Genomic DNA, 20,578 nt, shown 5'->3' on the forward strand with positions numbered 1-20,578 from the left:
TATTGGGAAGTCAGTAGGCCGCCTCGGCGGAACGCGTTGCCCAGAAGGTCACCCGGCGTTCGATGAAGGCGAAGACCTCGTACATGGCGACGCCCATCAGCGCGATGACCACGAGTCCCGCAAAGACGAGCGGCACGTCGAAGCGCGCACTCGCCGACATCATCAGGTAGCCGATGCCGAGATCGGAGGCGACCGTCTCGGCGACGACCGAGCCGATGAAGGCGAGCGTGATCGCAACTTTCATGGAGGCGAAGAAATAGGGCATGGCCCGGGGCAGGCCGACCTTGCGCAGGATCTGCCACTTGCGCGCGCCGAGCGAGCGCAGCACGTCCTGGAGCTCGGGTTCGATGGTCGCCAGCCCCGTCGCCACATTCACCATGATAGGGAAGAAGGCGATGGAGAAGGCGGTCAGGATCGCCGGCACCGTGCCGATGCCGAACCAGATGACGAGGATCGGCACGATCGCCACCTTCGGCACCGAATTGAGCCCGACCATGATCGGATAAAGGCCGCGGTAGACGGCAGGCGAAGCGCCGACCAGCATACCCAGCACCATGCCGACAGCGACCGCGACGGCAAAGCCCGCCAGCGTCGTATAGAAGGTCTGCAGCGAATTCATCAGGATTACGCTGAAGTTGTTCACAAGGCTAAGGGCGACGTCGGTCGGCCGCGGCAGGATGAAGCGATCCACCCGAAACACGACGCAAACGAGTTCCCAAAGAACGAAGAATCCGATCGTGATCAGAAGCGGGACGGCACTTTTGCTGGCGAGGAGCTTTTGCATGGCCTGTTCCGGACTCAGTGGCGCGCGATCTTGCCGCGCAGCTCGTGCACGAGATCGACGAAATCGGGTTGGTAAGTCGTCTCGATCGAGCGCGGTCGCGCAAAGCCGATCTCTGCGCGATGCACGATCTGCCCCGGCCGGGGGCTGAAGACATAGATGGTATCGGCGAGATAGACCGCCTCGCGCAGGTCGTGCGTGACGAGGATCACGGTCGGGCGCTTGTCGATCCACAGAGTCTGCAGCACCTCCCAAAGATCCTCGCGCGTGAAGGCGTCGAGCGCACCGAAGGGCTCGTCGAGGAGCAGCAGCCGCGGCTCGTGGATCAGCGCCCGGCAGAGCGACGTCCGCTGCTGCATGCCACCGGACAACTCCCACGGGTATCTCGTCTCGAAGCCGGAGAGGCCGACGAGCTTCAGCAAGGCCCGGGCCCGCTCCTCGTAATCCCGCCGCTTGCGGCGGAACTGGCTCGCATGCGGCTCGACGATTTCGAGCGGCAGCAGAACATTGTCGAGGGTCGTGCGCCAGGGCAGCAGGCTCGAGTTCTGGAACGCCATGCCGCAGATGCTCAGTGGACGCACAACCGGCACGCCGTCGACGGTGACCGTGCCCTCTTGCGGCGGATGCAATCCGGAAACCAGTTTGAGCAGGGAGGACTTCCCGCATCCGCTCGGCCCGACGACGGCGATGAACTCGCCTTGACGGATAGTGAGGGATGTATTCGCGAGTGCCAGCGTATCGGATGCGTAGCGCAGGCTGACGCCGTCGAGTTGCGCCAGGATCGGCGCTTCCGGCACCCGCGCGTGCGCCTCGGCAACCGCCGCATATGACTGATTCATCATGTCTAATCCCCTCGCGCCTTCGGCGTCTTTGGTGGCCGCCCATCGCTTGCGAGACGGAGGTCTTCGCATGGGCGAAGCAGATGCGTGTCAGCTTTCGGCGTGCTGGGTCACCAGCCGCGCCGTCCGTGAAAGGTGGTCCTCCAGGATGGCGCAGGCCCGTTCGGCATCCCGCGCCACGCAGGCGTCGTAGAGGGCCCAATGTTGCGCGTGCGGCTGTGCGCGTCCGTCGATGTGGATGCGCTGACGCACGTAGCGTTCGATGTTGCGGCGTTGCCGCTCGATTTCCCCGACCAGCCGTGGCCAGCCGGAGGCTGCATTGATGCGTGCATGGAAGGCCTCGTTCAGCTGAAGCCAGGCGCCCAGATCCGGCGTCTCGTCCATGCGCTCCAGGATGTTCCGCAGGTCATCGAGGTCCTGCGAGGTCATCACGGGGATCGCACGGCGAAGCGCCAATTGCTCCAATGCAAGACGGATGCCGACCAGCTGTTCGAGATCATATGCGTCGAGCCGTGACACCTCTGTGCCGCGTGACGGGAAGCAGGTGACGAGCCCTTCCGCTTCCAGTTCCTTGAGGGCGTCGCGGACCGGCATCCGGCTGCAACCCAGACGGGCGGCAATGCTTGCCGCATCGAGCCTTTCGCCCGGTTTCAGCTGTCCCTCGATGATGGCGCGGCGCAATGCATCGAGTACCGCGTCCTTGCGGCTCTGGGGCATCGTGACGGCGAGATCGATGGATGTCATGGACTGAACGCTAACACCGATATATCGGATATCACAACAGGCTAAATGCTCAAAGGTGGAGCAAGCATTGAACAAATAAGTCGCTTGACTGAATTTATTGGCGGCCTCACGATGCCTGTCGCAGCGAAGGTCCGCCACGCGACTCCGCCGAAAAGAGGCCGTGCTGCAGGGGATTCACAAAGGCGCCGCGCGAGCGCCTGGGCGCAGGCTCATCACCTGCTGGTCCGAAGTGGAGGTTTCCGATGCATGCTTCAAGACGAGCCGTGCTTGCTTTTACCTTGGCTGCCGGGGCGCTCGCCGCCAGCGGCGCTCTTGCCGAGGAGCCGCTGAAGATCCGCATCGGCTGGGGCAGCATGCCCGCCCATCTCATTCCCGCCCTCTATGTCGACAAGACGCCACTCAAGCACTACGGCAAGAGCTATACGGTCGAGCCGGTGCGCTTCGGCGGCAGCACCCCCCAGATCACGGCGCTAGCCTCCGGCGACATCGACCTCGCCGCCTTCTCGCCGGCCGCTTTCGTGCTCGGCATCGCCAATGCCCGGCTCGATCTTCGCGTGATTGCCGACGTCCTGCAGGACGGCAAGCCCGGCCATTACTCGCAATCGATCTACGTGAAGGCGGATTCGCCGATCAAGACGGTGCAGGATCTCAAGGGCAAGATTGTCGCCGTCAACGCCATCGGCTCGGCTGTCGACAATGCCGTGCGCGCCATGCTCGCCAAGAACGGCATGGATCCCAAGAAGGACGTGCGCGTCATCGAGGCGAGCTTCGCCAATGTCCTGCCGATGCTGAACGACGGCAAGGTCGATGCCGGGCCTGTGCAGCAGCCCATGGCGAGCGAACTTGTGAAGCAAGGCAAGCTCCGCCTTCTCTTCAGCTCCGCCGATGCGATGGGGCCGACGCAGTTCGTGTTTCTCGTCGGGCGCAAGAAGTTCCTCGACGAGCACAAGGAAGCGCTGCAGGATTTCTTCGAGGACCATGTGCGCGCCATCCGCTGGATCATGGACCCGAAGAATCGCGACAAGGCTTTGCCGATCATCGCGAAGGAATCGGTGCGGCCTGTCGAACAGATGAACTATCTCTTCACTGACCTCGACTACTTCCGCGATCCTTTCGCGATGCCCGATATTCCGGCGCTGCAGCAGGCGATCGACGTCTCTGCCGATCTCGAGGTGGTGCCGAAGACGATCAAGGTCAGCCCCGATTATCTCGATCTGAGCTTCGTCGAGGAAGCGAAGAAGCGCATCGAAGCCAATCCTTGAGGCACCCTCGCGGCCGATGATCAGCGATACTATTCCGGAACTGACGGTCGAAGGCGATGCCTTCGCCCGCGGTGAGTTGCACGGGCGCCGCTTTGCCCGGGCGGTGATGGACAATCTCGAAACCTATCTGCGCCGCTTCGAAGCCTCGGGCCTCGGTCGCGAGGCCGTGGCCGAGGAGGGCAGGCGGTGGCTTGCCGCCATGTCGCGGCAGAACGCCGACTATGCGGCGGAGATGGCGGGCATCGCCAAGGGCGCCGGGGTGGGCGAGGCTGATATCGCCGTGCTCAATGCCCGCTACGAGCTCGCCTTCACGCTCTTCGGCAAGGAGGCCAAGAAGCGCGAGGTGCTGTTGTCGGTGGGGCCGGACGGCTGCACGACCTTCGGCCTCCTGCCGGAGATCACCGGCGACGGTCATACCTGGCTCGGGCAGAATTGGGATTGGCTCGCCGGCGTGCACGGCGGTTGCCTCGTGCTTCGGGTGATCCGGCGCGACGCGCCGAGCTTCATCTGCCTGACGGAAGCCGGCATCGTCGGTGGCAAGATGGGCGTCAACGAATGCGGCATCGGCCTCGTCGAGAATGGGCTCGCCTCCGATCGTGACGGGGCCAATCCGCTGCAGAAGCCTTTCCACATGCGCTGCCGCGAGATCCTGGAGGCGGATCGCTTCGACGACGCGCTGCGGCCCGTCCTCGACACGCGGCGGACCTGTTCGGCGAATTTCGTCGTCGGCCAGGCGGGCGGCGAGATCATCGATTTGGAAACCAGCCCCGACCACGTGACCTACCTCTATCCGCAGGACGGCATCGTCACCCATGCCAATCATTTCATGGGGATCGGCCACGGCCAGTCGCAGATGGAGAAGGTCGGACCGAGCACGCTCTATCGCGCGGCGCGCATGCGGCGCCTCCTCGCCGGGGCGGGGGCCCCCGTCACTGTCGAGCAGATGCAGGCGGCCGCACGCGACACCTTCGGCGCGCCGAACGCGATCTGCCGCACCCCCGACGAGCGGCTGCCCGAGGCCAAGCGCACCATGACGACCGCCGCCGTGCTCATCGACCTCGACGCGCGCGTGATGCTTGTCGCCAATGGGCCGCCCACGCATTTCGCCTATGTCGCCTTTCCCCTGTTCCAGCGTTCCTGACGCGCTCCCCCTCGTTCCATCGAAAGGTTCTTCATGGCCGTCCGCCCTCTTCGCATCGTCATGGATGGCGTAACCGGCCGCCTCGGGCAGAACCAGCATCTCGCCCGCTCGCTCATGGCTATCCGCAAGGATGGAGGGCTTGCCCTCGCCAATGGCGACCGGCTGATGCCCGAGCCGGTGCTCGTCGGGCGCAATTCCGAGAAGCTCGCCGCCTTGGCCGAGGCCCATGACGGTCTCGAATGGTCGACGGATCTGGCGGCTTGCCTGGCCGATCCGCAGGTCGAGATCTATTTCGATGCAGCCGTGACGGCGGGGCGGGTGGAGCGGGCCAAGCGGGCCATTGCCGCCGGCAAGCATGTCTATCTCGAAAAGCCGATTGCAGGGACCCTCGCCGAGGCCCTCGATCTGGCCCGCACGGCGGAAGAAGCGGGCGTGAAGAACGGCGTCGTGCAGGACAAGCTTTTCCTGCCCGGCTTGTCCAAGCTCGGGCTGCTCGGCCGCTCCGGCTTCTTCGGCGAGATCCTGTCGGCACGGCTCGACTTCGGCTGGTGGGTGTTCGACGGCGAACTGCGTCCTGCCCAGCGCTCGAGCTGGAACTACAAGCGCGCCGAAGGCGGCGGTCTCATCCTCGATATGTTTCCGCACTGGCGCTACATCGTCGACCATCTCGTCGGCCGGGTCCAAGCAGTGACCTGCCGGCACGCGACACGCACCCCGCAACGCCGTGACGAGCGGGGCACGCCCTATCAGGTCGACGTCGAGGATGAGGCCTTCGCGACGTTCGAGCTCGACGGGGGCGCTTTCGTGCAGCTGTCGAGCTCCTGGGCGACGCGCGTCAAGCGAGACGATCTCTTCCAACTGCAGATCGACGGCACGGCGGGATCGGCGGTGGCCGGCCTGCATGATTGCTGGATCCAGCCCCTGGCCGCGACGCCGAAGGCCGTCTGGGACGTGGACACCCCGCCGCGCACGAATTTCGACGCCGAGTGGCAGACGATGCCGCCGCTCGCCGAGCACAAGAACAGCTACCGGGCGGGCTGGGAGCTCTTTCTTCGCCATGTGGCGGAGGGCGCGCCCTTTCCATCGCCGCTCATCGAGGGCGCCAAGGGCGTCCAGCTTGCCGAGGCCTGCTACCTGAGCGACGCCGAGCGCCGCTGGGTGGACCTGCCGGATCTTTCCTTGGCGCGCGCCGGGCGCGACCAGATCAGCGCGACGCGCGCACGAGGGTGACATGACGGAGGACAGCTACGGCTTCAAGCTTCTGAGCCAGGACCTGCTCGGCGGCTTCGGCAGCATCGGCGAGGGCATGTCAATGCAGCTCGCCAAGGGCGGCCGCCGCGTCATGTGGCTTGCCCACGAGGGGCCGCCGAAGAATTTCACCGGCGTCGACGTCACCGATCCGCGGGCGCCACGGGTGATCGTTCAGACCGATTTGCCGCACGGTAAGGTGCGGTCCAATTCGCTGGAGGCCTGCGGAGACCTGCTGGCTGTCGCCTATCAGACCCTCGAGCCGGGGCTGACGCCCGCCGGCTTCGAGCTCTTCGACATCAGCGACCCCGAAAACCCGCGCTCCGTGAGCTTCTTCGATTGCTCCGGTCCCTATTCGCGCGGCGCGCACTGCCTGTGGTTCGTCGATGGCGACTATGTGCATGTTGCGAGCGGCGCGCCCGATTTTCAGCCGCACGACCAGAAGGACGACCAGATCTACCGCATCGTCGACGTGCGCGATCCCACGCGTCCGAGCGAAGTAGGCCGTTGGTGGCAGCCAGGCACCCGCGTCGGCGACGATGCCCCCCGCCCGAAGCGGCTGCCGATCGATTCGGGTTTTCGCGCGCACAATACCAACGTCTATCCGGAGCGCCCGGACCGGGCCTATATCGGCTATCTCGACGGCGGCGCCTATGTTCTCGATATTTCCGACAAGAGCCGGCCGCGCGTCGTCTCCGCCTGGAACCCGCATCCGCCCTATCCCGGTTTCACCCATACGGTGATGCCGCTCTTCTCGCGCGATCTCCTGATCGTCAGCGACGAATGCGTGCGCGACGACGGCAAGGACTGGCCGAAGCTCACCTGGATCGTCGATGCGCGCGAGGAGGGCAATCTCGTCCCCATCGCCACGCTGCCCCTGCCGTCGGTTGAAGATTACGGCCAGCGCGGCGGCCGCTACGGCTCGCATAATCTGCACGAGAACCGGCCGGGCGAGGCGTCCTTCAAATCCGACAGGCTGATCTTCGGCACCTATTTCAACGCCGGGGTGAGGGTGCACGACATCGCCAACCCGCTGCAGCCGAGAGAGCTGGCGGCTTTCGTTCCGCCGGCGCCAGCCGGCTCACGCGTGCCGGCCGTGCAGATCAACGATGTTTTCGTGGATGAAAATATGCTGGTCTATGCTGCGGAACGTCACAAGGGCGGGCTCTATATCCTGGAGCCGAACTTCTAGGACAGCGCGATGGAACGCCGGCCGGTCACAGTCGTCACGGGTTTCCTCGGCAGCGGCAAGACGACGCTGCTCAACCGCCTGCTCGCGGATCCGCAGCTCGCCGACACGGCCGTCGTCATCAACGAATTCGGCGAGATCGCCCTCGATCATCTGCTCGTGGAACAGGCCATCGAAAATGCCGTGGTGCTGCAGAGCGGATGCATCTGCTGCACCATCCGGGGCGACCTCGTCGACACCCTGCTCGACCTGCATGAGCGCGCCCGGCGCGGCGAGCTTCCGGCCTTCTCGCGCGTCATCGTCGAGACGACCGGGCTCGCCGAGCCCGGCCCCATCGTCCAGACGCTCGTCAGCGACGGCGCCTTGACCCCCCTCTATCGATTGAACGCGGTGGTCGCCACGGTCGATGCTGTGAACGGCGCCATGCAGCTCACGCGCTATGCGGAAGCCTCGCGCCAGGCGGCGATCGCCAGCCTCATTCTCGTCACCAAGAGCGACATCGCCGATCCCGCCACGGTCGGGACCCTGCGCGGCGAGCTGGCGGCGGTCAATCCAACGGCCGAGATTGCTGTCGCCGATCATGGCGCGGTCGATCCGGGGCTCATTTTGGCAGGCGCGACTTGGGATCTGGCGCCCGAGGACCTCGACCGCTTCCTGCCGTCTGCCGCCTTCGCCGGCGCGGTTGGCGGCACCGGCCCGGTGGCGCTCCTGAGCCATGCCGGATCCGGCCACCGGCCGCTGCGCTACGGTGAGAGCGCGGCGGTTGCAGCCTGCTGCCTCGTCATCGACCGGCCTATGTCCTGGGCGGCGCTGTCGTCCTGGCTCGCGGCCGTGATCTCGCTGCGCGGCGCGGACATCCTGCGCGTCAAGGGCATCGTTCATCTGGAAGGATCGCCTGGGCCGACGGTCATCCACGGCGTGCAGCATCTCGTCCATCCCCCGCGGCATCTCGCGGCCTGGCCGGACGAGGACCGGCGCTCACGCATCGTCGTGATCGGGCGCAACATCTCCGCGGTCGGATTGCGGCGCAGCCTCGAGACGGCGCTCGGCGCCGATCGCCAGTGGGCGGCGTGAAGCCAGGCAGCTCCCGCGTCCGCTCCCCTTGCAAGGTGCGCTGCGGCATAAAAATATTTCGTTCCTCTGCCCGGCGCGGAGAGGGGCAGGGTGAGGGGGAATCGTTGTGAATTGGCAGTCATCCCCCCGCACCCGGCGGCTGCGCGGCCGACCTCTTCCCACCGGGGAGAAGTGCAAGAGGTTCCGCCTGCTCGTGCTAAGCCAGCACGGCCGGGCGCAGTGGGCTGCAGGGCAGGGCGTCGCCCGTCCAGAACGGCTCGGCACCGACGATTGCGGCAAAGAGCGCATCATCCGAACCGGCCGTCTCCAGCGCATGCAGTTCGATACCGGCTCCGGTGAGGCGGGCGCGGCGCTCGGCGTTCTTGCGTGGGGTCAGTTCGCGCGACGAGGTGAGCGCGACGATGCGGCCGCGCCCCGGGAAAAAAGCCATGTCGACGCGGATGAAGTCCTCCCGACCCGCCGGCTTGCCCGGATCGGCCGGCGCAAGAAGATGCGCGCGCGGCAGCGGACGCGGCGCAGAAAAGCGAAAGTCGCGATAGGAAAAAAGCCCCTGATACGGCGCAAGCTTTTCTTCGATCTCAATGCGATCGGCCTCGACGATCCTTTCCACCCAATCGAAATAGGACGCGATGAGGCGCTTGCCCGCCTGATCCCAGGGACCCGTGCCGGCCTCGACCTCCCCGCGCAGCGCCGCGAAGACGTCCTCGCCCACCTGCGCGGGTTGGGCCTCCATCCGTGCCGAATTGAGCCGCCAGCCACGCCCGGCCACCTCGACCACCGCGCAAGGCACGCGCGATGTTATCGAGACGCTCTCGCGCAAGAGCCCGCAGAGACGGATGTCGTCGAGCGACCAGTCGTCGGCCGCGTAGGGCACCAGCGCCACACCGCTCACAGTCAGATCCATGTCGCCTTCCCGTTCCGGCCGGCAACGGCCGGTCCGTACCGCGCATTATCGAGGAGAGTTCCATGCCACGCCATATCGTCTGCCTGACTTTCGACTTCGACACGGCGTCCGGCTTCATCGCGCGTGGGCTGACGACCCCGACCCCGCTGTCGCGCGGCGAGTTCGGGCGCATCGGCGCGCGGCGCATCCTCGAGCTGCTCAAGCGCTATGATGCGCCCGGGACGTGGTTCACGCCCGGCTTCACCATCGAGAGCTTTCCGGCCGAATGCGAGGCGATCGTCGCGGCTGGCCACGAGATCGGGCATCACAGCTGGGCGCATGTGCCGCCCGCCTCGCAATCGCGCGCCGAAGAAGAGGCGGATATGGCGCGCGCCATCGAATCGATCGTGAAGCTGACGGGCGCCGCGCCCCGGGGCTATCGCTCGCCGTCCTGGGACCTGAGCGATGCGACCATCGAACTGCTCGTCGCCAATGGCTTCGACTACGACAGCAGCCTCATGGGCGCTGATTACGAACCCTACAAGGCGCGCAACGGCGATCGGGGCAAGGTTGGCGAGCCGTTTCATTTCGGCCGCGAGACCGACCTCATGGAAATGCCCATCAGCTGGACCATGGACGATCACCCGCATTTCGAATTCTACCGCACGCCAGACTTCCTGATGCCCGGGCTCCAGTCGCCGCGGGCCGTCATGGAGAGCTGGAAAGACGAATTCACCTATATGAAGAAGATCACAGACTGGGGCATCCTGACCTATACCATGCATCCCTACGTCATCGGCCGCGGTTACCGCATGCTCGCCTTCGAAGGGCTGATGGATTTTCTTGGCAGCGAAGGTGCGGTGTTTTTGACCATGGCGGATGCGGCACGCGAAGCCCGCGCCCGCCTGTTCCCCTGAGCGGCTCTGCCCCCAGACATTCGCTTGCACAGGCAAAGAGCAGAGGCGCACAATTAAGTCGCTTGACTGAATTGTTTGTCGTCTCACTATGGAGCCGATCGAAAGGCCTGCCCGGATGACCGAACCTGCCGTCGCGATCGACCGGCTCACCTATCGCTACGAAGCGGCGCGGGGGTCGAGCGTTCTCGCCTTGACCGACGTGACCTTGACGATCGAGCGCGGCGAATTCGTTTCGCTGCTCGGACCGTCCGGTTGCGGCAAGTCCACGCTGCTCTACCTCATCGGCGGCTTCATGCCAGCGGCCGGCGGCGCGATCCGCGTCAATGGCAAGCCCGTTGTGGGCCCCGGCCCGGATCGGGGCATCGTCTTCCAGCAATTTGCGCTCTTCCCTTGGCGCACCGTCATCAGAAATGTGCTCTACGGCATGGAGAAGCAGCGCGTGCCGAAGGCCGAGCGCCTGGAGCGGGCGCATCGGCTCATTCGCGAGGTTGGGCTAACAGGCTTCGAGAACCACTATCCCTCGCAGCTCTCGGGCGGCATGCGCCAGCGCGCGGCGATCGCCCGCACGCTCGCCGTCGATCCCGACATCCTGCTCATGGACGAGCCCTTCGGCGCGCTCGACGCGCAGACGCGCAGCATCATGCAGGAACAGCTGAAGGCGATCTGGCGAGCGACGGGCAAGACGGTGATCTTCGTCACTCATGACGTGCGCGAGGCGGTCTATCTCTCGCAGCGCGTCGTCATCATGTCGAAGCGCCCCGGCACGGTGAAGGAGATCATCTCGACGGAGGATTTCGAGAGCGAAACCGATACGCGGGTGCAATCGGCCGTCGAGCATATCTGGCAGCAGGTGAAAGTGGAGTTTGCGGATGCGGCGGTCGCGCATGCGTGACGGCTTCATCCGCTACAGTCCGCTGCTCCTTCTGGCGGTGGCTTGGGAGGCAAGTTCGCGTCTCGGGCTCGTCGATGAATATGCGTTGCCGCCGCTCTCCAGCGTCTTCGTCGCCTGGTACGATTTCCTGCGCGATCCGTCCTTCTACTATCATGCGGGCATGTCGCTGGCGCGTGCCTTCACGGGGCTTGCACTTGCGGTGACGCTGGGCGTCACGCTCGGCATCTCCATGGCGAGCTTCCGCTGGGTCGACGCGACCTTCGGCCCGATCGTGAAGCTCTTCTACCCCATGCCGAAGTCGGCCCTCATCCCGCTCACTATCCTGTGGTTCGGGCTCGGGCATTCCTCCAAGATCTTCCTCATCTTCCTGGGCTGCCTCTTGCCGATGACGCTCAGCAGCTTCAACGGCGCGCGCGGCACCGAGAAGGTGCTGATGTGGTCGAGCGCGAGCCTCGGCGCCTCCCGCTGGAACCAGATTCGCGATGTCGTCTTCAATGCGAGCCTGCCCTCCATTCTCGCCGGCATGCGCACGGCGCTCGCGCTCTCCTTCGTGCTCTTCGTCAGTTCCGAACTGGTCATCGCCAATGAGGGGCTCGGCTATCTCATCCGCATGACGGGCGACGGCGGGCAATATGCTGCAATGTTCGCCGCCGTGCTCACCGTCGTCGCGATGGGTTTTCTCGCAGACCGCCTGATCCTCCTTCTCACGGCACGGGTGCTGAGATGGCGTGGCTGAAGCCGGCGGCGCTCTTGCGCCTTCTGCCCATTCTGGGGCTGATCGCTCTCTGGCAGGCCGTGGCCGCCTCCCAGCTTCTGAGCGAGTTCCTGCTGCCCTCCTTCACGACTGTCGCGGCGCGCATCTGGGAGGATCTCCTTTCCGGCGTTCTTCTGGTCAATACCGGCCTGACGGTCTATCGGGCACTGACCGGCTTCGTCATCGCGAGCATCCTCGGCGTTTCCGTCGGGCTCTCGATGTCGCTGTTCCGGCCGGTGCGCTGGTTCTTCGATCCGCTGATCTCCATCGGCTTTCCCACGCCGAAGATCGCGCTGTTGCCGATCTTCATCCTCTGGCTCGGCATGGGCGACGAATCGAAGATCGTCATGATCACCTTCGCCTGCTTCTTTTCCATCGCCACCAACAGCCTCGCCGGCGCCATCGGCGTGGAGCGGCCGTTCATCTGGTCGGCCGAGATGCTCGGCGCCTCCCGCCGCGAGGTCCTGACCGATGTCGTGTTGCCGGCGGCTATGCCGCAGATCCTGACGGGCATGCAGATCGCCTTGCCCGTCTCGCTCATTTCAACGCTCGTCACCGAGATGATCATGGGCGGCGACGGGATCGGCGGCCAGCTTCTGCAAGCCTCGCGCTTTGCGGATTCGCCGGGCGTCTTCGCGGCCATCGTGGAAATCGCCATCGCCGGCTCCATCGTCGTCAACGCCATGTTCGCCTTGCGTCGTCACCTGCTCCGGTGGCACCAGGAAACGGAGCGACCATCGACGTGACAGCGGAGCGGACCAAGGCATGACGGCGGATGTGACGCCCCTTGATCGACGCCGGGCGGCAGGTGCCGAGACACGCCAGCGTATTGTCGCCGTGGCGGAGGTGCTGTTCGCCGCCAATGGCTATGATGCCGTCGGGCTGCGCGACATCATCCGCGAAGCGGGCATCAATTCGGCAGCGGTGCACTACCATTTCGGCACGAAGGAAGCGCTCTTCCTGCATATCCTGCGGCTGAGGGCCGAGCCGATCGCCGCTGCGCGCATGGAGCGGCTGGACGCGCTGCGCGCGCGGGAGCCGTTCGAGTTGCGCGACGTCATCGACGCCTTCCTGCGGCCCGCGCTGGAACAGGCCGAACCGGCCGATCCGCCTCGGGCCAATTATGCCGAGCTGCGGGCGCGCCTTTCCGGCAAGCACGAAGATACGGTGCGCCAACTCCTCGCCGAGATCTTCGACCAGTCGAGCAAAGCCTTCCTGGATGCCATCCGGCAATGCCTGCCGGATCTGCCGGAGGCGGATCTCTACTATCGCTTCCACTTCCTGCTCGGCACCATGGTCTACACCATGGCCAACCCCGGCCGTATCCGCGATCTCAGCTTCGGCGGAACGGACCCCTTCGACTTCGACGAGGTGCTGAGCCACCTCGTGCCCTTCATCGAGGCGGGCTTTCGCGCCGCGCCACTGTCCAAGCCTGCAAAGCGGCCGCTTCGCCGGCCGGCGAAGAGGGGCAAGCCATGACCACGCATCGCATCGGCATCATTATGCATGGGGCGACTGGGGCGCTCGCGCGCCAGCAGCATGTCGCCTCCCTCGTCGCCATCCGCAAGGAAGGTGGGCTTCTTCTGCCGTCGGGCCTGCGCCTCATGCCCGATCCGATCTTCGTCGGTCGCAGCGCCGAGCGGCTCACAGAGCTTGCGGACCAGACCGGCATCGCGCGCTGGACGACCGATCTCGATGCGGCGCTCGGCGATGCGGACGACGCGGTGTTCTTCGATGCAGCCACAACGAGCCTGCGCTATGACGTGCTGCGGAAGGCGATCACCGCCGGCAAGCATATCTATTGCGAGAAGCCGATCGCCGGCTCCATCGAAGAGGCCATGGATCTCGTGCGCCGCGCCGAAGCAGCCGGCGTGAAGGCCGGCACCGTGCAGGACAAGCTCTTCCTGCCCGGCTTCGCCAATCTGCTGATGGTCGTGAAATCCGGCTTCCTCGGGCGCATTCTCGAGGTGCGGCTCGAAATGGGCCGCTGGATCTTCGACGGCGCGCTGCAGCCGGGCCAGCGCCCGAGCTGGAATTATCGCAAGAGCGACGGCGGCGGTCTCGTCCTCGATATGTTTCCGCATTGGCGTTACATGCTCGACGCGCTCATCGGGCCGATCACGGCGGTGAGTTGCACCCATCGCACGCAGATTCCGCGGCGCTGGGACGAGAACGGCGCGCCCTACGATGTCGATGTCGAGGATTCGGTCTTCGCGCAGCTCGAATTCGCCAATGGCGCCATCGGCTCGGTGAATTCGAGCTGGTGCACCCGCTCGCGCCGCGAGGCGCCCATCGTCCTTCAGATCGACGGCACGGATGGTTCGGCTGCCGCCGGGCCGCATGAATGCTGGACGCAATCGGCCGTCAATACGCCGAAGGGCAGGGCGGCCGCGGAGAAGCCGACCGAGCCGCCGGGCGGCGACTGGCAGCGCGTGCCGCAGAATGCCCCGCTCCGCAACAGCTATCGCGCCGGCTGGGAGTTCTTCTTGCGCCATGTGGTGGAAGGTGGCGACTATGCCTTTCCGCTCATCAAGGGCGTCGCCGGCGTGCAACTCGCCGAACTCGCTTATCAGAGCCATCGCGAGCGCCGGTGGGTCGAGGTGCCGCCGCTGCAATGACCGCGATGGGCGGACGGGTCGCAGCCGGAAGGCGCCTCGGTGATTGTCATGCCGGCCACTATCGACGACTATGCCGGCCGCGGCGGATGCTAGCCTCCGCTTCGCCGCAACCGATCCTTCCTGCCGAGCGCCATCATGAAAACCGAGCTTCTGTTCCGCGACGACGCCTATATCCGTGAAACGACTGCCCAGGTGGTCGCCGTCGATGATGGAGGACTGACGCTCGACCGAACCATCTTCTACGCCCAGGGAGGCGGCCAGCCCGGCGACCGTGGCACCTTGCGCCTGCCCGACGGATCGCCCGTGACGATCACCAACACCGTCTATGCGCCGGACCGCAGCGGGATCCTCCACCAAGTCGCGCCAGATAAGCCCCGCCCCCAGGTCGGCGACAGCGTCGAACTCGCCCTCGATTGGCCGGTGCGCTATGCCCGCATGCGCGTGCATACCGCGCTGCATCTCCTCTCGGTCGTGCTGCCTTACCCGGTCACGGGCGGTGCCATCGGCGACGGGGAGGGCAGGCTCGATTTCGACCTGCCGGATGGAAGCCCGGACAAGGACGCGGTGACGGCCGCGCTGCAGCAGATGATCGACAAGGACGCCGCAGTCAGCGAACGCTGGATCACGGACGAGGAGCTGATGGCCAATCTCGGCTTGGTCAAGACCATGTCGGTGAAGCCGCCGATGGGCACCGGCCGCGTGCGGCTCGTCGAGATCGCCGGGCTCGATCTTCAGCCCTGCGGTGGCACCCATGTGCGCCGCACCGGCGAGATCGGCCAGGCGGTGGTCACCGGCATCGAGAAGAAGGGGCGGCAGAACCGCCGGGTGCGCATTTCGGTCTCCTGACCCGCGGCCGTGGCGGGCAGCGCATAAGAAGGTCCGAATCGGGACGGAAGCAGGGCCGGAGGCGTCGCAGCGCCGAAGGCATGCAGCCGGCGCAACCCTTTGCGGTTCTACGGGACCTGGGATCTATTGTCGCCACTTCGCGCCACGGATAAACCGCGAGCATGCCGATTCCGGATAGCGCACCGAAGGAAGACGGATTCGCGACCGAACGCGATCCGCGGCTGCGCATCATCATCCCGATGATCGTTGCCGTCGCCTTCCTGATGGAGCAGCTCGACTCGACGATCATCACGACGGCCATTCCGGATATGGCGAAGAGCCTCGATACGACACCGCTCAGGATGAACCTGGCGGTGTCGATGTATATTCTGACCCTGGCCGTGTTCATTCCCGTCAGCGGGTGGTTCGCCGACCGTTTCGGTGCGCGCCGCATCTTTGCGCTGGCGCTTTTCGTCTTCACCCTGGGCTCGGCGCTCTGCGGCATGGCGACGAGCTTCGAAATGCTCTTGGTGACCCGGGGGATCCAGGGTCTCGGCGGTGCCATGATGACGCCGGTCGGGCGGCTCATCCTGCTGCGCAGCTTTCCGCGCAGCCAGCTCGTCACGGCCATGACCTACATGACCTTGCCGGCGATTCTCGGGCCCGTCATCGGGCCGCTGCTCGGCGGCTTTCTCACCACTTACGCCTCCTGGCGGTGGATCTTCTACGTCAACCTCCCCTTTGGTTTCATCGGCATTCTGCTCGCCTTGCGCTACGTCGACGACGTCCGCGCGGAAAACCAGTCGCGGTTCGATTTCCGCGGCTTCCTGATGGTTGGGGTGGGGCTCGCGCTGATGCAATACGGCATCGAGAACGTGGGCAGGCCGACGATCCCGCCCCTGGCCGTCGTGGCGGTGCTCGTCGCGGCGGTGCTGCTGCTCCTCGGTTTCACGCGCTATGCCCGGGGCGTGCCGTCGCCAGCCGTGGATCTCACGCTCTTTCGCATCCGCTCCTTCTGGGTCGGTACGCTTGCCGGCGGCCTCTGCCGCATCGGCCTCAACGGCGTGCCCTTCCTGCTGCCGCTCATGCTGCAGGTCGGTTTCGGCGTGAGCCCGGTCACCTCAGGGTCGCTGACCTTCCTCAGCAGCTTCGGGGCGCTCCTCGTCCGCCCGGCCTTGTCGGTGCTGCTACGGGCTTTCGGGTTCGATCGCGTGCTCGCCGGAAGCGCCGTTCTCGGCGCGTTTATGATCGCCGGCTTTTCCTTCATGGAGCCGGACACGCCGCATTGGATCATCGGCGCCTATATCCTGGTTTTCGGCCTGATCCGGTCGGTGCAGTTCATGGCGTCGAACACGCTCTCCTATGCCGATACCCCGGCCGAGAAGCTGAGCCGCGCCACCAGCCTCGGCGGCGTGCTACAGCAGCTCAGCGTGAGCTTCGGCGTTTCCATCGCCGCCATGCTGCTCGGGCTCGTCTCCATCGAAAGCCAAATTCTGACGCCCGCGCGCTTCCATGAGGCCTTCCTGCTCATAGCCGTGTTCCCGCTTCTCTCGATCCCCGGCTTCCTGTTCCTGCGGCCGGAAGACGGCATGCAGGTCAGCCGGCACTACCGTAAGGGCATCAAGCGCTGAGGCCGCCTTGGCGGTGCTCAGGCCCGCCGCTCAGGCCCCTGAGCGGCCGGCGCCGGAACGCGGAATGAAGGCCGACAAGGCCGTGATCACAGCAACCCCGAGAAGCGGCAGCAGGTAGCTGCCGAGCAGCTGCGCGATCAGGGCGAAAGCGGCCGGGCCGATCACATAGCTCGAGAACAGGAGGAGCGTCGCGCCGGCGGCCGTCTCGCGAATCTCCCCCGGTCGCGATAGCCGCGCTACCTCGGCGATCTGGACGCCGTTCCAGCCGGTGACGGTCGCTCCGGCAATCGCACAGAGCAGGGTGAGGAGAAATGAGGAGGTATCCGCGCCGACATAGGCGAGACAGGCCGTGCAGATGGCGGACAGGGCCGCGATGACCTGCAGGGTCGCCGTGCTCGAGCCGACCCGGTCGGCCACCCAACCAAGAGCGATGCGCCCGATCACGCCCGCTACCTGCATGACGCCGAACAGCGAGCCGGCCGCGAGCAGCGAGAGCTCGCCCTGCTCGACGAGGACGGTGACCAGGAAGGCGATCCAGATGCCTTGAGAGAGAGCGAGCGCCAGCCCGGTCATGGCGAGCCGCACGAGGCCGGGCGTATGCAGCAGGCAGCGGATGGGCCGCGAGAGGTTCTCCGGCGCGAAGAAATGCGCGACCTTGAGCGGTGGGCCACCCCGATCGAGTGGGTCGAGCCGCCTGCGCATGGGCTGGACCACGACCGCGCACAGCACGGCAATGGCCGCGGAGACCACGAGGCAGAGGGGCAGGCCGCCGAGATCGATCAGCGGCGGCAGGATGAAGCCCGCCAGAACACCGCCGATCGGAACGCCCGCCTGCTTGATCGAGAAAACGAGCGCCTGGCGGTTCTTCGGCACATAACGGTGGAGGATGTCGCTCCCGGCCGGCGTGGAGGGCCCGTAGCCGAGCCCCATGAGTGCTACGGCGGGCAGCAGAACGAGGGCCGACGGCAGCGCCATCATGAGGACGCCAAGCGCGCCGAGCACGAGCCCGATCTGCAGCGTGCGCACCGAGCCGACCCGCTCCATCAACGGAGCCCCGGCGAGAAGAAACACCATCGCGCCGACCGTATTGATCGCCGACAGATAACCGATCGTCGAGGAATCGATCGACCGCTCCGCCGTCAGGATCGGCGCCACGGTGGGTGGGAGCCGCGAGAGAAAAGCCGCGACCGCCTGCACGCCGACCGTGAGCAGCAATGGTGCCACCCAGGGATGGGCGGTCTTGGCGGGGCGATCCTCCACGGCCTTCAATTCCCCTTCCGACACGGCCTCAGGCCTCCCCTGTCCGGCGCAGCGAGGCGGGTCGGCCGCCGGTTGCGCTGATCGGGGCAAGTCCCGCCATCGCATCTGTCCTTGCGCTGATGCGCATTCACGGCTGGCGTCAGTTGCATGCTGCGCTGATTCTTGGTCCGCCATGGTTAGCCGAGAATTCCACTAGGGACCCGTGCCGTTTTCGAGGAGCGGTCATGCAGCAGGGATATGTCGACATTCCAAGCCTTCCGACGCGACATTCATTGCAGCGCGACAGGCTGATCCATATAGTGTCGACATATGGCGCATGCTCAGGCGCTGCCTCCCGCTCGTCCGCGGGGATGGCAGCCCGGTCTCCGCCAAAGCAGACCAGAAACGGGAGGTGTTCAATGAGGTTCTTGAAAAAGTCGGTCTTCGCGTCCCTCGGCTTGCTGTTCCTCGCGGGGAGCGGCGGCGCATGGGCCCAGGAGCCTGTGACTTTGAAGGTCTCGACGACCGTCAAGCGGCCGAACGAGGCTTATGTGTTGCTGGATTATGTGGCCGCGCGGGTGAAGCAGCTCACCAAAGGCCAGGTCACGATGGAGGTGCTGCAGCCCTTCGCCTCCGAACGCGACATGTTCGAGCAGGTACTGCTCGGCCAGCTGCAGGGCCAGGCGTCGAGTGTCGACGTTTTCGGCCAATTCGTTCCGGCGGCGCGCATCGCGAGCCTGCCGATGTTCTACGAGAGCTTCGACGACGTCTGGAAGGTGCTGGACGGGCCGATCGGGCAGCAAATTCGCACCCAGGCCGAGGCGAAGGGCTTCAAAGTGCTCGGCTTCATGGGCCAGGGCATTCGCGGGCTCATCATGCGCAATCCCGTGAAATCCATCGACGACGTCAAGGGGCACAAGGTCCGCATCCAGAATTCGCCGATCTGGAGCGCATTCTACCGCTCACTCGGCGTGATCGCCGTTCCCATGGACTGGAACGACATCTACACGGGGCTGCAGAGCGGCGTCATCGACGGGGTGGACACGGTCTTCTCGAGCTCGCTCAACAACAAGCACCAGGAAGTCGCCCCCCACGGCGTGACGACCCGGCACTCCTACCAGGTGCAGATCTTCGTCGTCTCCATGAACGTCTGGAAGAAGCTCACGCCCGAGCAGCAGGCGGCGGTGCAACAGGCGGTGACGGAGGCTCTGCCGGCCGAGCGCTTCGCCTCGATCAGCCAGCAGGGCTACGAGGCGATCCTCAACTGGCGGATCGCCGGGGGCGAGGTGGCCGACCCGTCGCCGGAATTTCTCGACGCCATGCGCAAGGCGGCCGAGGCCGCACGGCCCGAGTTTGCCAAGGCGGTCGGCGGCGAGGACGTGCTGAAGCAGGCCGAGGCGAGCCTCGGGCGCAACTGAGCCGGACTTCATTCGCCGGGTCGCCAGAGCGGTGACCCGGCTCCTGTGCGATGCCGGTTTCGGCCGGCCTTTAGCCGCTCACCACATCCACGACGATCTTGCCCTGTGCCGTGTGTTCGGTGATGGCGCGGTGAGCGTCTTCGACTGTACCGAGGGTGAAGCGGCGCGGATCGACATTCACCACGAGCCGTCCGCCCTCGACGAGGCGCCGTGCCTCCTCCAGGATTTCGCCGTGATGGGCGCGGCCTTCGCCGGTCAGAAGCGGGAGCAATGTAAAGACCCCCGAATAGGTCGCAGCGCGGAAGGAGAGCGGTGCGAGCGCATGCGTGCCCCACCCCAGCGCGCTCACCACATGGCCGAACCGGCGGACCGCTTCAAAGGACCCATCCAGCGTCGGACCGCCGACCGTGTCATAGATGAGATCGAAGCCCTTACCGGCGGTGAGGCGTCCGACATAGTCGGTGACAGGCTCCGCGCGGTCGATGAAGGCTGCCCCGAGCCGCTCGACAAAGGCGCGTTTGGGCTCAGAGTCGGTTGCGAAGACCTCGGCACCAAAGGCCTTGGCAATCTGGATGGCGACATGTCCGACACCGCCGCCGCCACCGTGGATCAGCGCCGCCTGACCGGCCGAGACATGCGCACGATCCACCAATCCTTCCCAGGCCGTGATGAAGATGAGCGGCAAAGCGGCTGCCTCGCGCATGGTCAAACCGGCCGGCTTCAACGCCAGGAGATCAGCATCGACGGCCGCATATTCGGCAAGCGAGCCCTGATGGCCGCCGACACCTCCGGTCATCCCATAGACTTCGTCACCAACGTGAAAGCGGGTGATCCCAGGCCCCAACGACGCCACGGTGCCCGCGAGATCCATTCCCAGGATAGCTGGCAGCGGATGCCGAGCATGGTCAGCGACACCAGCGCGGATCTTGGTGTCGAGCGGATTCACGCCGCTCGCGTGAATTCGGACGAGCACCTGACCCTCACCTGGCTGCGGCCGTGCGATATCGGTGATGCGGAACGGTCCGCCGTAGATTTCGAGAAGGGCCGCTTTCATGGTCGAGGTCGTCATGGCGAATGTCCTTTCGTCACCCTGGGGATGATGACGAAAGATGTTCCATTCCAA

Annotated in this window: 20 protein-coding genes; 14 read left to right on the forward strand and 6 right to left on the reverse strand. The window is 65.6% G+C overall.

Annotated features, from left to right (window positions below):
* Positions 1 to 10: 10 nt before the first annotated feature.
* The 3 genes from ACFQU1_RS14085 to ACFQU1_RS14095 all read right to left on the reverse strand — a co-directional run bounded on the left by ACFQU1_RS14085 (position 11) and on the right by ACFQU1_RS14095 (position 2,364).
* On the reverse strand, positions 11 to 784 hold the full coding sequence (locus ACFQU1_RS14085) for an ABC transporter permease (protein WP_378133533.1): 774 nt from the start codon (positions 782 to 784) through the stop codon (positions 11 to 13).
* Positions 785 to 798: 14 nt separating this feature from the next.
* Entirely contained in the window at positions 799 to 1,620 is an 822-nt protein-coding gene (locus tag ACFQU1_RS14090) for an ABC transporter ATP-binding protein (RefSeq protein ID WP_378134059.1), read from the reverse strand.
* Between the two features lie 90 nt (positions 1,621 to 1,710).
* The gene (locus ACFQU1_RS14095; RefSeq protein ID WP_378133535.1) at positions 1,711 to 2,364 is read right to left on the reverse strand and encodes a GntR family transcriptional regulator; all 654 of its coding nucleotides are present in this window, start codon (positions 2,362 to 2,364) and stop codon (positions 1,711 to 1,713) included.
* 242 nt (positions 2,365 to 2,606) lie between these two features.
* On the opposite strand from ACFQU1_RS14095, the gene ACFQU1_RS14100 reads away from it, so the two are divergent.
* From ACFQU1_RS14100 to ACFQU1_RS14120, 5 genes are read left to right on the forward strand one after another with little or no spacing between them, the layout of a single operon-like run.
* On the forward strand, positions 2,607 to 3,626 hold the full coding sequence (locus ACFQU1_RS14100; RefSeq protein WP_378133537.1) for an ABC transporter substrate-binding protein: 1,020 nt from the start codon (positions 2,607 to 2,609) through the stop codon (positions 3,624 to 3,626).
* Between the two features lie 16 nt (positions 3,627 to 3,642).
* Positions 3,643 to 4,767: a C45 family autoproteolytic acyltransferase/hydolase gene (locus ACFQU1_RS14105; protein WP_378133539.1), complete on the forward strand. Its 1,125-nt coding sequence runs from the start codon at positions 3,643 to 3,645 to the stop codon at positions 4,765 to 4,767.
* A 33-nt stretch (positions 4,768 to 4,800) separates the two neighbouring features.
* The gene (locus ACFQU1_RS14110; RefSeq protein WP_378133541.1) at positions 4,801 to 5,997 is read left to right on the forward strand and encodes a Gfo/Idh/MocA family protein; all 1,197 of its coding nucleotides are present in this window, start codon (positions 4,801 to 4,803) and stop codon (positions 5,995 to 5,997) included.
* 1 nt (position 5,998) lies between these two features.
* Complete coding sequence (locus tag ACFQU1_RS14115) at positions 5,999 to 7,207, forward strand: LVIVD repeat-containing protein (protein ID WP_378133543.1); 1,209 nt, start codon at positions 5,999 to 6,001, stop codon at positions 7,205 to 7,207.
* Positions 7,208 to 7,216: 9 nt separating this feature from the next.
* Complete coding sequence (locus ACFQU1_RS14120) at positions 7,217 to 8,278, forward strand: CobW family GTP-binding protein (RefSeq protein ID WP_378133545.1); 1,062 nt, start codon at positions 7,217 to 7,219, stop codon at positions 8,276 to 8,278.
* Positions 8,279 to 8,474: 196 nt separating this feature from the next.
* On the opposite strand, the gene ACFQU1_RS14125 is transcribed toward ACFQU1_RS14120, so the two are convergent.
* Positions 8,475 to 9,182 (reverse strand): hypothetical protein, encoded by a 708-nt coding sequence (locus tag ACFQU1_RS14125; protein WP_378133547.1) that lies wholly within the window; start codon positions 9,180 to 9,182, stop codon positions 8,475 to 8,477.
* A gap of 62 nt (positions 9,183 to 9,244) precedes the next feature.
* On the opposite strand from ACFQU1_RS14125, the gene ACFQU1_RS14130 reads away from it, so the two are divergent.
* The 8 genes from ACFQU1_RS14130 to ACFQU1_RS14165 all read left to right on the forward strand — a co-directional run bounded on the left by ACFQU1_RS14130 (position 9,245) and on the right by ACFQU1_RS14165 (position 16,798).
* The gene (locus ACFQU1_RS14130) at positions 9,245 to 10,078 is read left to right on the forward strand and encodes a polysaccharide deacetylase (RefSeq protein WP_378133549.1); all 834 of its coding nucleotides are present in this window, start codon (positions 9,245 to 9,247) and stop codon (positions 10,076 to 10,078) included.
* 115 nt (positions 10,079 to 10,193) lie between these two features.
* A complete protein-coding gene (locus ACFQU1_RS14135) occupies positions 10,194 to 10,970 on the forward strand; it encodes an ABC transporter ATP-binding protein (protein ID WP_378133551.1) in 777 nt (258 codons plus the stop codon).
* On the forward strand, positions 10,948 to 11,706 hold the full coding sequence (locus ACFQU1_RS14140) for an ABC transporter permease (RefSeq protein WP_378133553.1): 759 nt from the start codon (positions 10,948 to 10,950) through the stop codon (positions 11,704 to 11,706). Before ACFQU1_RS14135 ends, ACFQU1_RS14140 begins: the two co-directional genes overlap by 23 nt.
* Positions 11,694 to 12,470 (forward strand): ABC transporter permease, encoded by a 777-nt coding sequence (locus tag ACFQU1_RS14145; protein ID WP_378133555.1) that lies wholly within the window; start codon positions 11,694 to 11,696, stop codon positions 12,468 to 12,470. Before ACFQU1_RS14140 ends, ACFQU1_RS14145 begins: the two co-directional genes overlap by 13 nt.
* 19 nt (positions 12,471 to 12,489) lie before the next feature.
* Positions 12,490 to 13,203 (forward strand): TetR/AcrR family transcriptional regulator, encoded by a 714-nt coding sequence (locus tag ACFQU1_RS14150; protein WP_378133557.1) that lies wholly within the window; start codon positions 12,490 to 12,492, stop codon positions 13,201 to 13,203.
* The gene (locus ACFQU1_RS14155) at positions 13,200 to 14,342 is read left to right on the forward strand and encodes a Gfo/Idh/MocA family protein (RefSeq protein WP_378133559.1); all 1,143 of its coding nucleotides are present in this window, start codon (positions 13,200 to 13,202) and stop codon (positions 14,340 to 14,342) included. Before ACFQU1_RS14150 ends, ACFQU1_RS14155 begins: the two co-directional genes overlap by 4 nt.
* Before the next feature lie 135 nt (positions 14,343 to 14,477).
* Positions 14,478 to 15,188, forward strand: coding sequence for an alanyl-tRNA editing protein (locus ACFQU1_RS14160; RefSeq protein ID WP_378133561.1), 711 nt, complete (start codon positions 14,478 to 14,480; stop codon positions 15,186 to 15,188).
* A 161-nt stretch (positions 15,189 to 15,349) separates the two neighbouring features.
* Positions 15,350 to 16,798, forward strand: a complete 1,449-nt coding sequence (locus ACFQU1_RS14165; protein WP_378133563.1) for a DHA2 family efflux MFS transporter permease subunit — start codon at positions 15,350 to 15,352, stop codon at positions 16,796 to 16,798.
* A 30-nt stretch (positions 16,799 to 16,828) separates the two neighbouring features.
* On the opposite strand, the gene ACFQU1_RS14170 is transcribed toward ACFQU1_RS14165, so the two are convergent.
* A complete protein-coding gene (locus tag ACFQU1_RS14170; protein WP_378133565.1) occupies positions 16,829 to 18,082 on the reverse strand; it encodes an MFS transporter in 1,254 nt (417 codons plus the stop codon).
* A 374-nt stretch (positions 18,083 to 18,456) separates the two neighbouring features.
* On the opposite strand from ACFQU1_RS14170, the gene ACFQU1_RS14175 reads away from it, so the two are divergent.
* On the forward strand, positions 18,457 to 19,455 hold the full coding sequence (locus tag ACFQU1_RS14175) for a TRAP transporter substrate-binding protein (RefSeq protein WP_378133567.1): 999 nt from the start codon (positions 18,457 to 18,459) through the stop codon (positions 19,453 to 19,455).
* Between the two features lie 70 nt (positions 19,456 to 19,525).
* Here the strand turns inward: ACFQU1_RS14175 and ACFQU1_RS14180 are convergent, their stop codons facing one another.
* Entirely contained in the window at positions 19,526 to 20,509 is a 984-nt protein-coding gene (locus tag ACFQU1_RS14180; protein ID WP_378134061.1) for a zinc-dependent alcohol dehydrogenase family protein, read from the reverse strand.
* Positions 20,510 to 20,578: the final 69 nt, after the last annotated feature.

Origin of the sequence: Chelatococcus sp. GCM10030263 (assembly GCF_042666455.1) — a bacterium.
In the GTDB taxonomy this organism is placed as follows: domain Bacteria; phylum Pseudomonadota; class Alphaproteobacteria; order Rhizobiales; family Beijerinckiaceae; genus Chelatococcus.

Excerpts from the sequence above, each read along its gene's own strand:
- ACFQU1_RS14110 (WP_378133541.1), top strand. The coding sequence starts at position 4,801 with ATGGCCGTCCGCCCTCTTCGCATCGTCATGGATGGCGTAACCGGCCGC.
- ACFQU1_RS14140 (WP_378133553.1), top strand. The coding sequence starts at position 10,948 with ATGCGGCGGTCGCGCATGCGTGACGGCTTCATCCGCTACAGTCCGCTG.
- ACFQU1_RS14115 (WP_378133543.1), top strand. The coding sequence starts at position 5,999 with ATGACGGAGGACAGCTACGGCTTCAAGCTTCTGAGCCAGGACCTGCTC.
- ACFQU1_RS14155 (WP_378133559.1), top strand. The coding sequence starts at position 13,200 with ATGACCACGCATCGCATCGGCATCATTATGCATGGGGCGACTGGGGCG.
- ACFQU1_RS14105 (WP_378133539.1), top strand. The coding sequence starts at position 3,643 with ATGATCAGCGATACTATTCCGGAACTGACGGTCGAAGGCGATGCCTTC.
- ACFQU1_RS14095 (WP_378133535.1), bottom strand. The coding sequence starts at position 2,364 with ATGACATCCATCGATCTCGCCGTCACGATGCCCCAGAGCCGCAAGGAC.
- ACFQU1_RS14130 (WP_378133549.1), top strand. The coding sequence starts at position 9,245 with ATGCCACGCCATATCGTCTGCCTGACTTTCGACTTCGACACGGCGTCC.
- ACFQU1_RS14180 (WP_378134061.1), bottom strand. The coding sequence starts at position 20,509 with ATGAAAGCGGCCCTTCTCGAAATCTACGGCGGACCGTTCCGCATCACC.
- ACFQU1_RS14120 (WP_378133545.1), top strand. The coding sequence starts at position 7,217 with ATGGAACGCCGGCCGGTCACAGTCGTCACGGGTTTCCTCGGCAGCGGC.
- ACFQU1_RS14165 (WP_378133563.1), top strand. The coding sequence starts at position 15,350 with ATGCCGATTCCGGATAGCGCACCGAAGGAAGACGGATTCGCGACCGAA.
- ACFQU1_RS14085 (WP_378133533.1), bottom strand. The coding sequence starts at position 784 with ATGCAAAAGCTCCTCGCCAGCAAAAGTGCCGTCCCGCTTCTGATCACG.
- ACFQU1_RS14135 (WP_378133551.1), top strand. The coding sequence starts at position 10,194 with ATGACCGAACCTGCCGTCGCGATCGACCGGCTCACCTATCGCTACGAA.
- ACFQU1_RS14150 (WP_378133557.1), top strand. The coding sequence starts at position 12,490 with ATGACGGCGGATGTGACGCCCCTTGATCGACGCCGGGCGGCAGGTGCC.
- ACFQU1_RS14175 (WP_378133567.1), top strand. The coding sequence starts at position 18,457 with ATGAGGTTCTTGAAAAAGTCGGTCTTCGCGTCCCTCGGCTTGCTGTTC.
- ACFQU1_RS14125 (WP_378133547.1), bottom strand. The coding sequence starts at position 9,182 with ATGGATCTGACTGTGAGCGGTGTGGCGCTGGTGCCCTACGCGGCCGAC.
- ACFQU1_RS14160 (WP_378133561.1), top strand. The coding sequence starts at position 14,478 with ATGAAAACCGAGCTTCTGTTCCGCGACGACGCCTATATCCGTGAAACG.
- ACFQU1_RS14090 (WP_378134059.1), bottom strand. The coding sequence starts at position 1,620 with ATGAATCAGTCATATGCGGCGGTTGCCGAGGCGCACGCGCGGGTGCCG.
- ACFQU1_RS14145 (WP_378133555.1), top strand. The coding sequence starts at position 11,694 with ATGGCGTGGCTGAAGCCGGCGGCGCTCTTGCGCCTTCTGCCCATTCTG.
- ACFQU1_RS14100 (WP_378133537.1), top strand. The coding sequence starts at position 2,607 with ATGCATGCTTCAAGACGAGCCGTGCTTGCTTTTACCTTGGCTGCCGGG.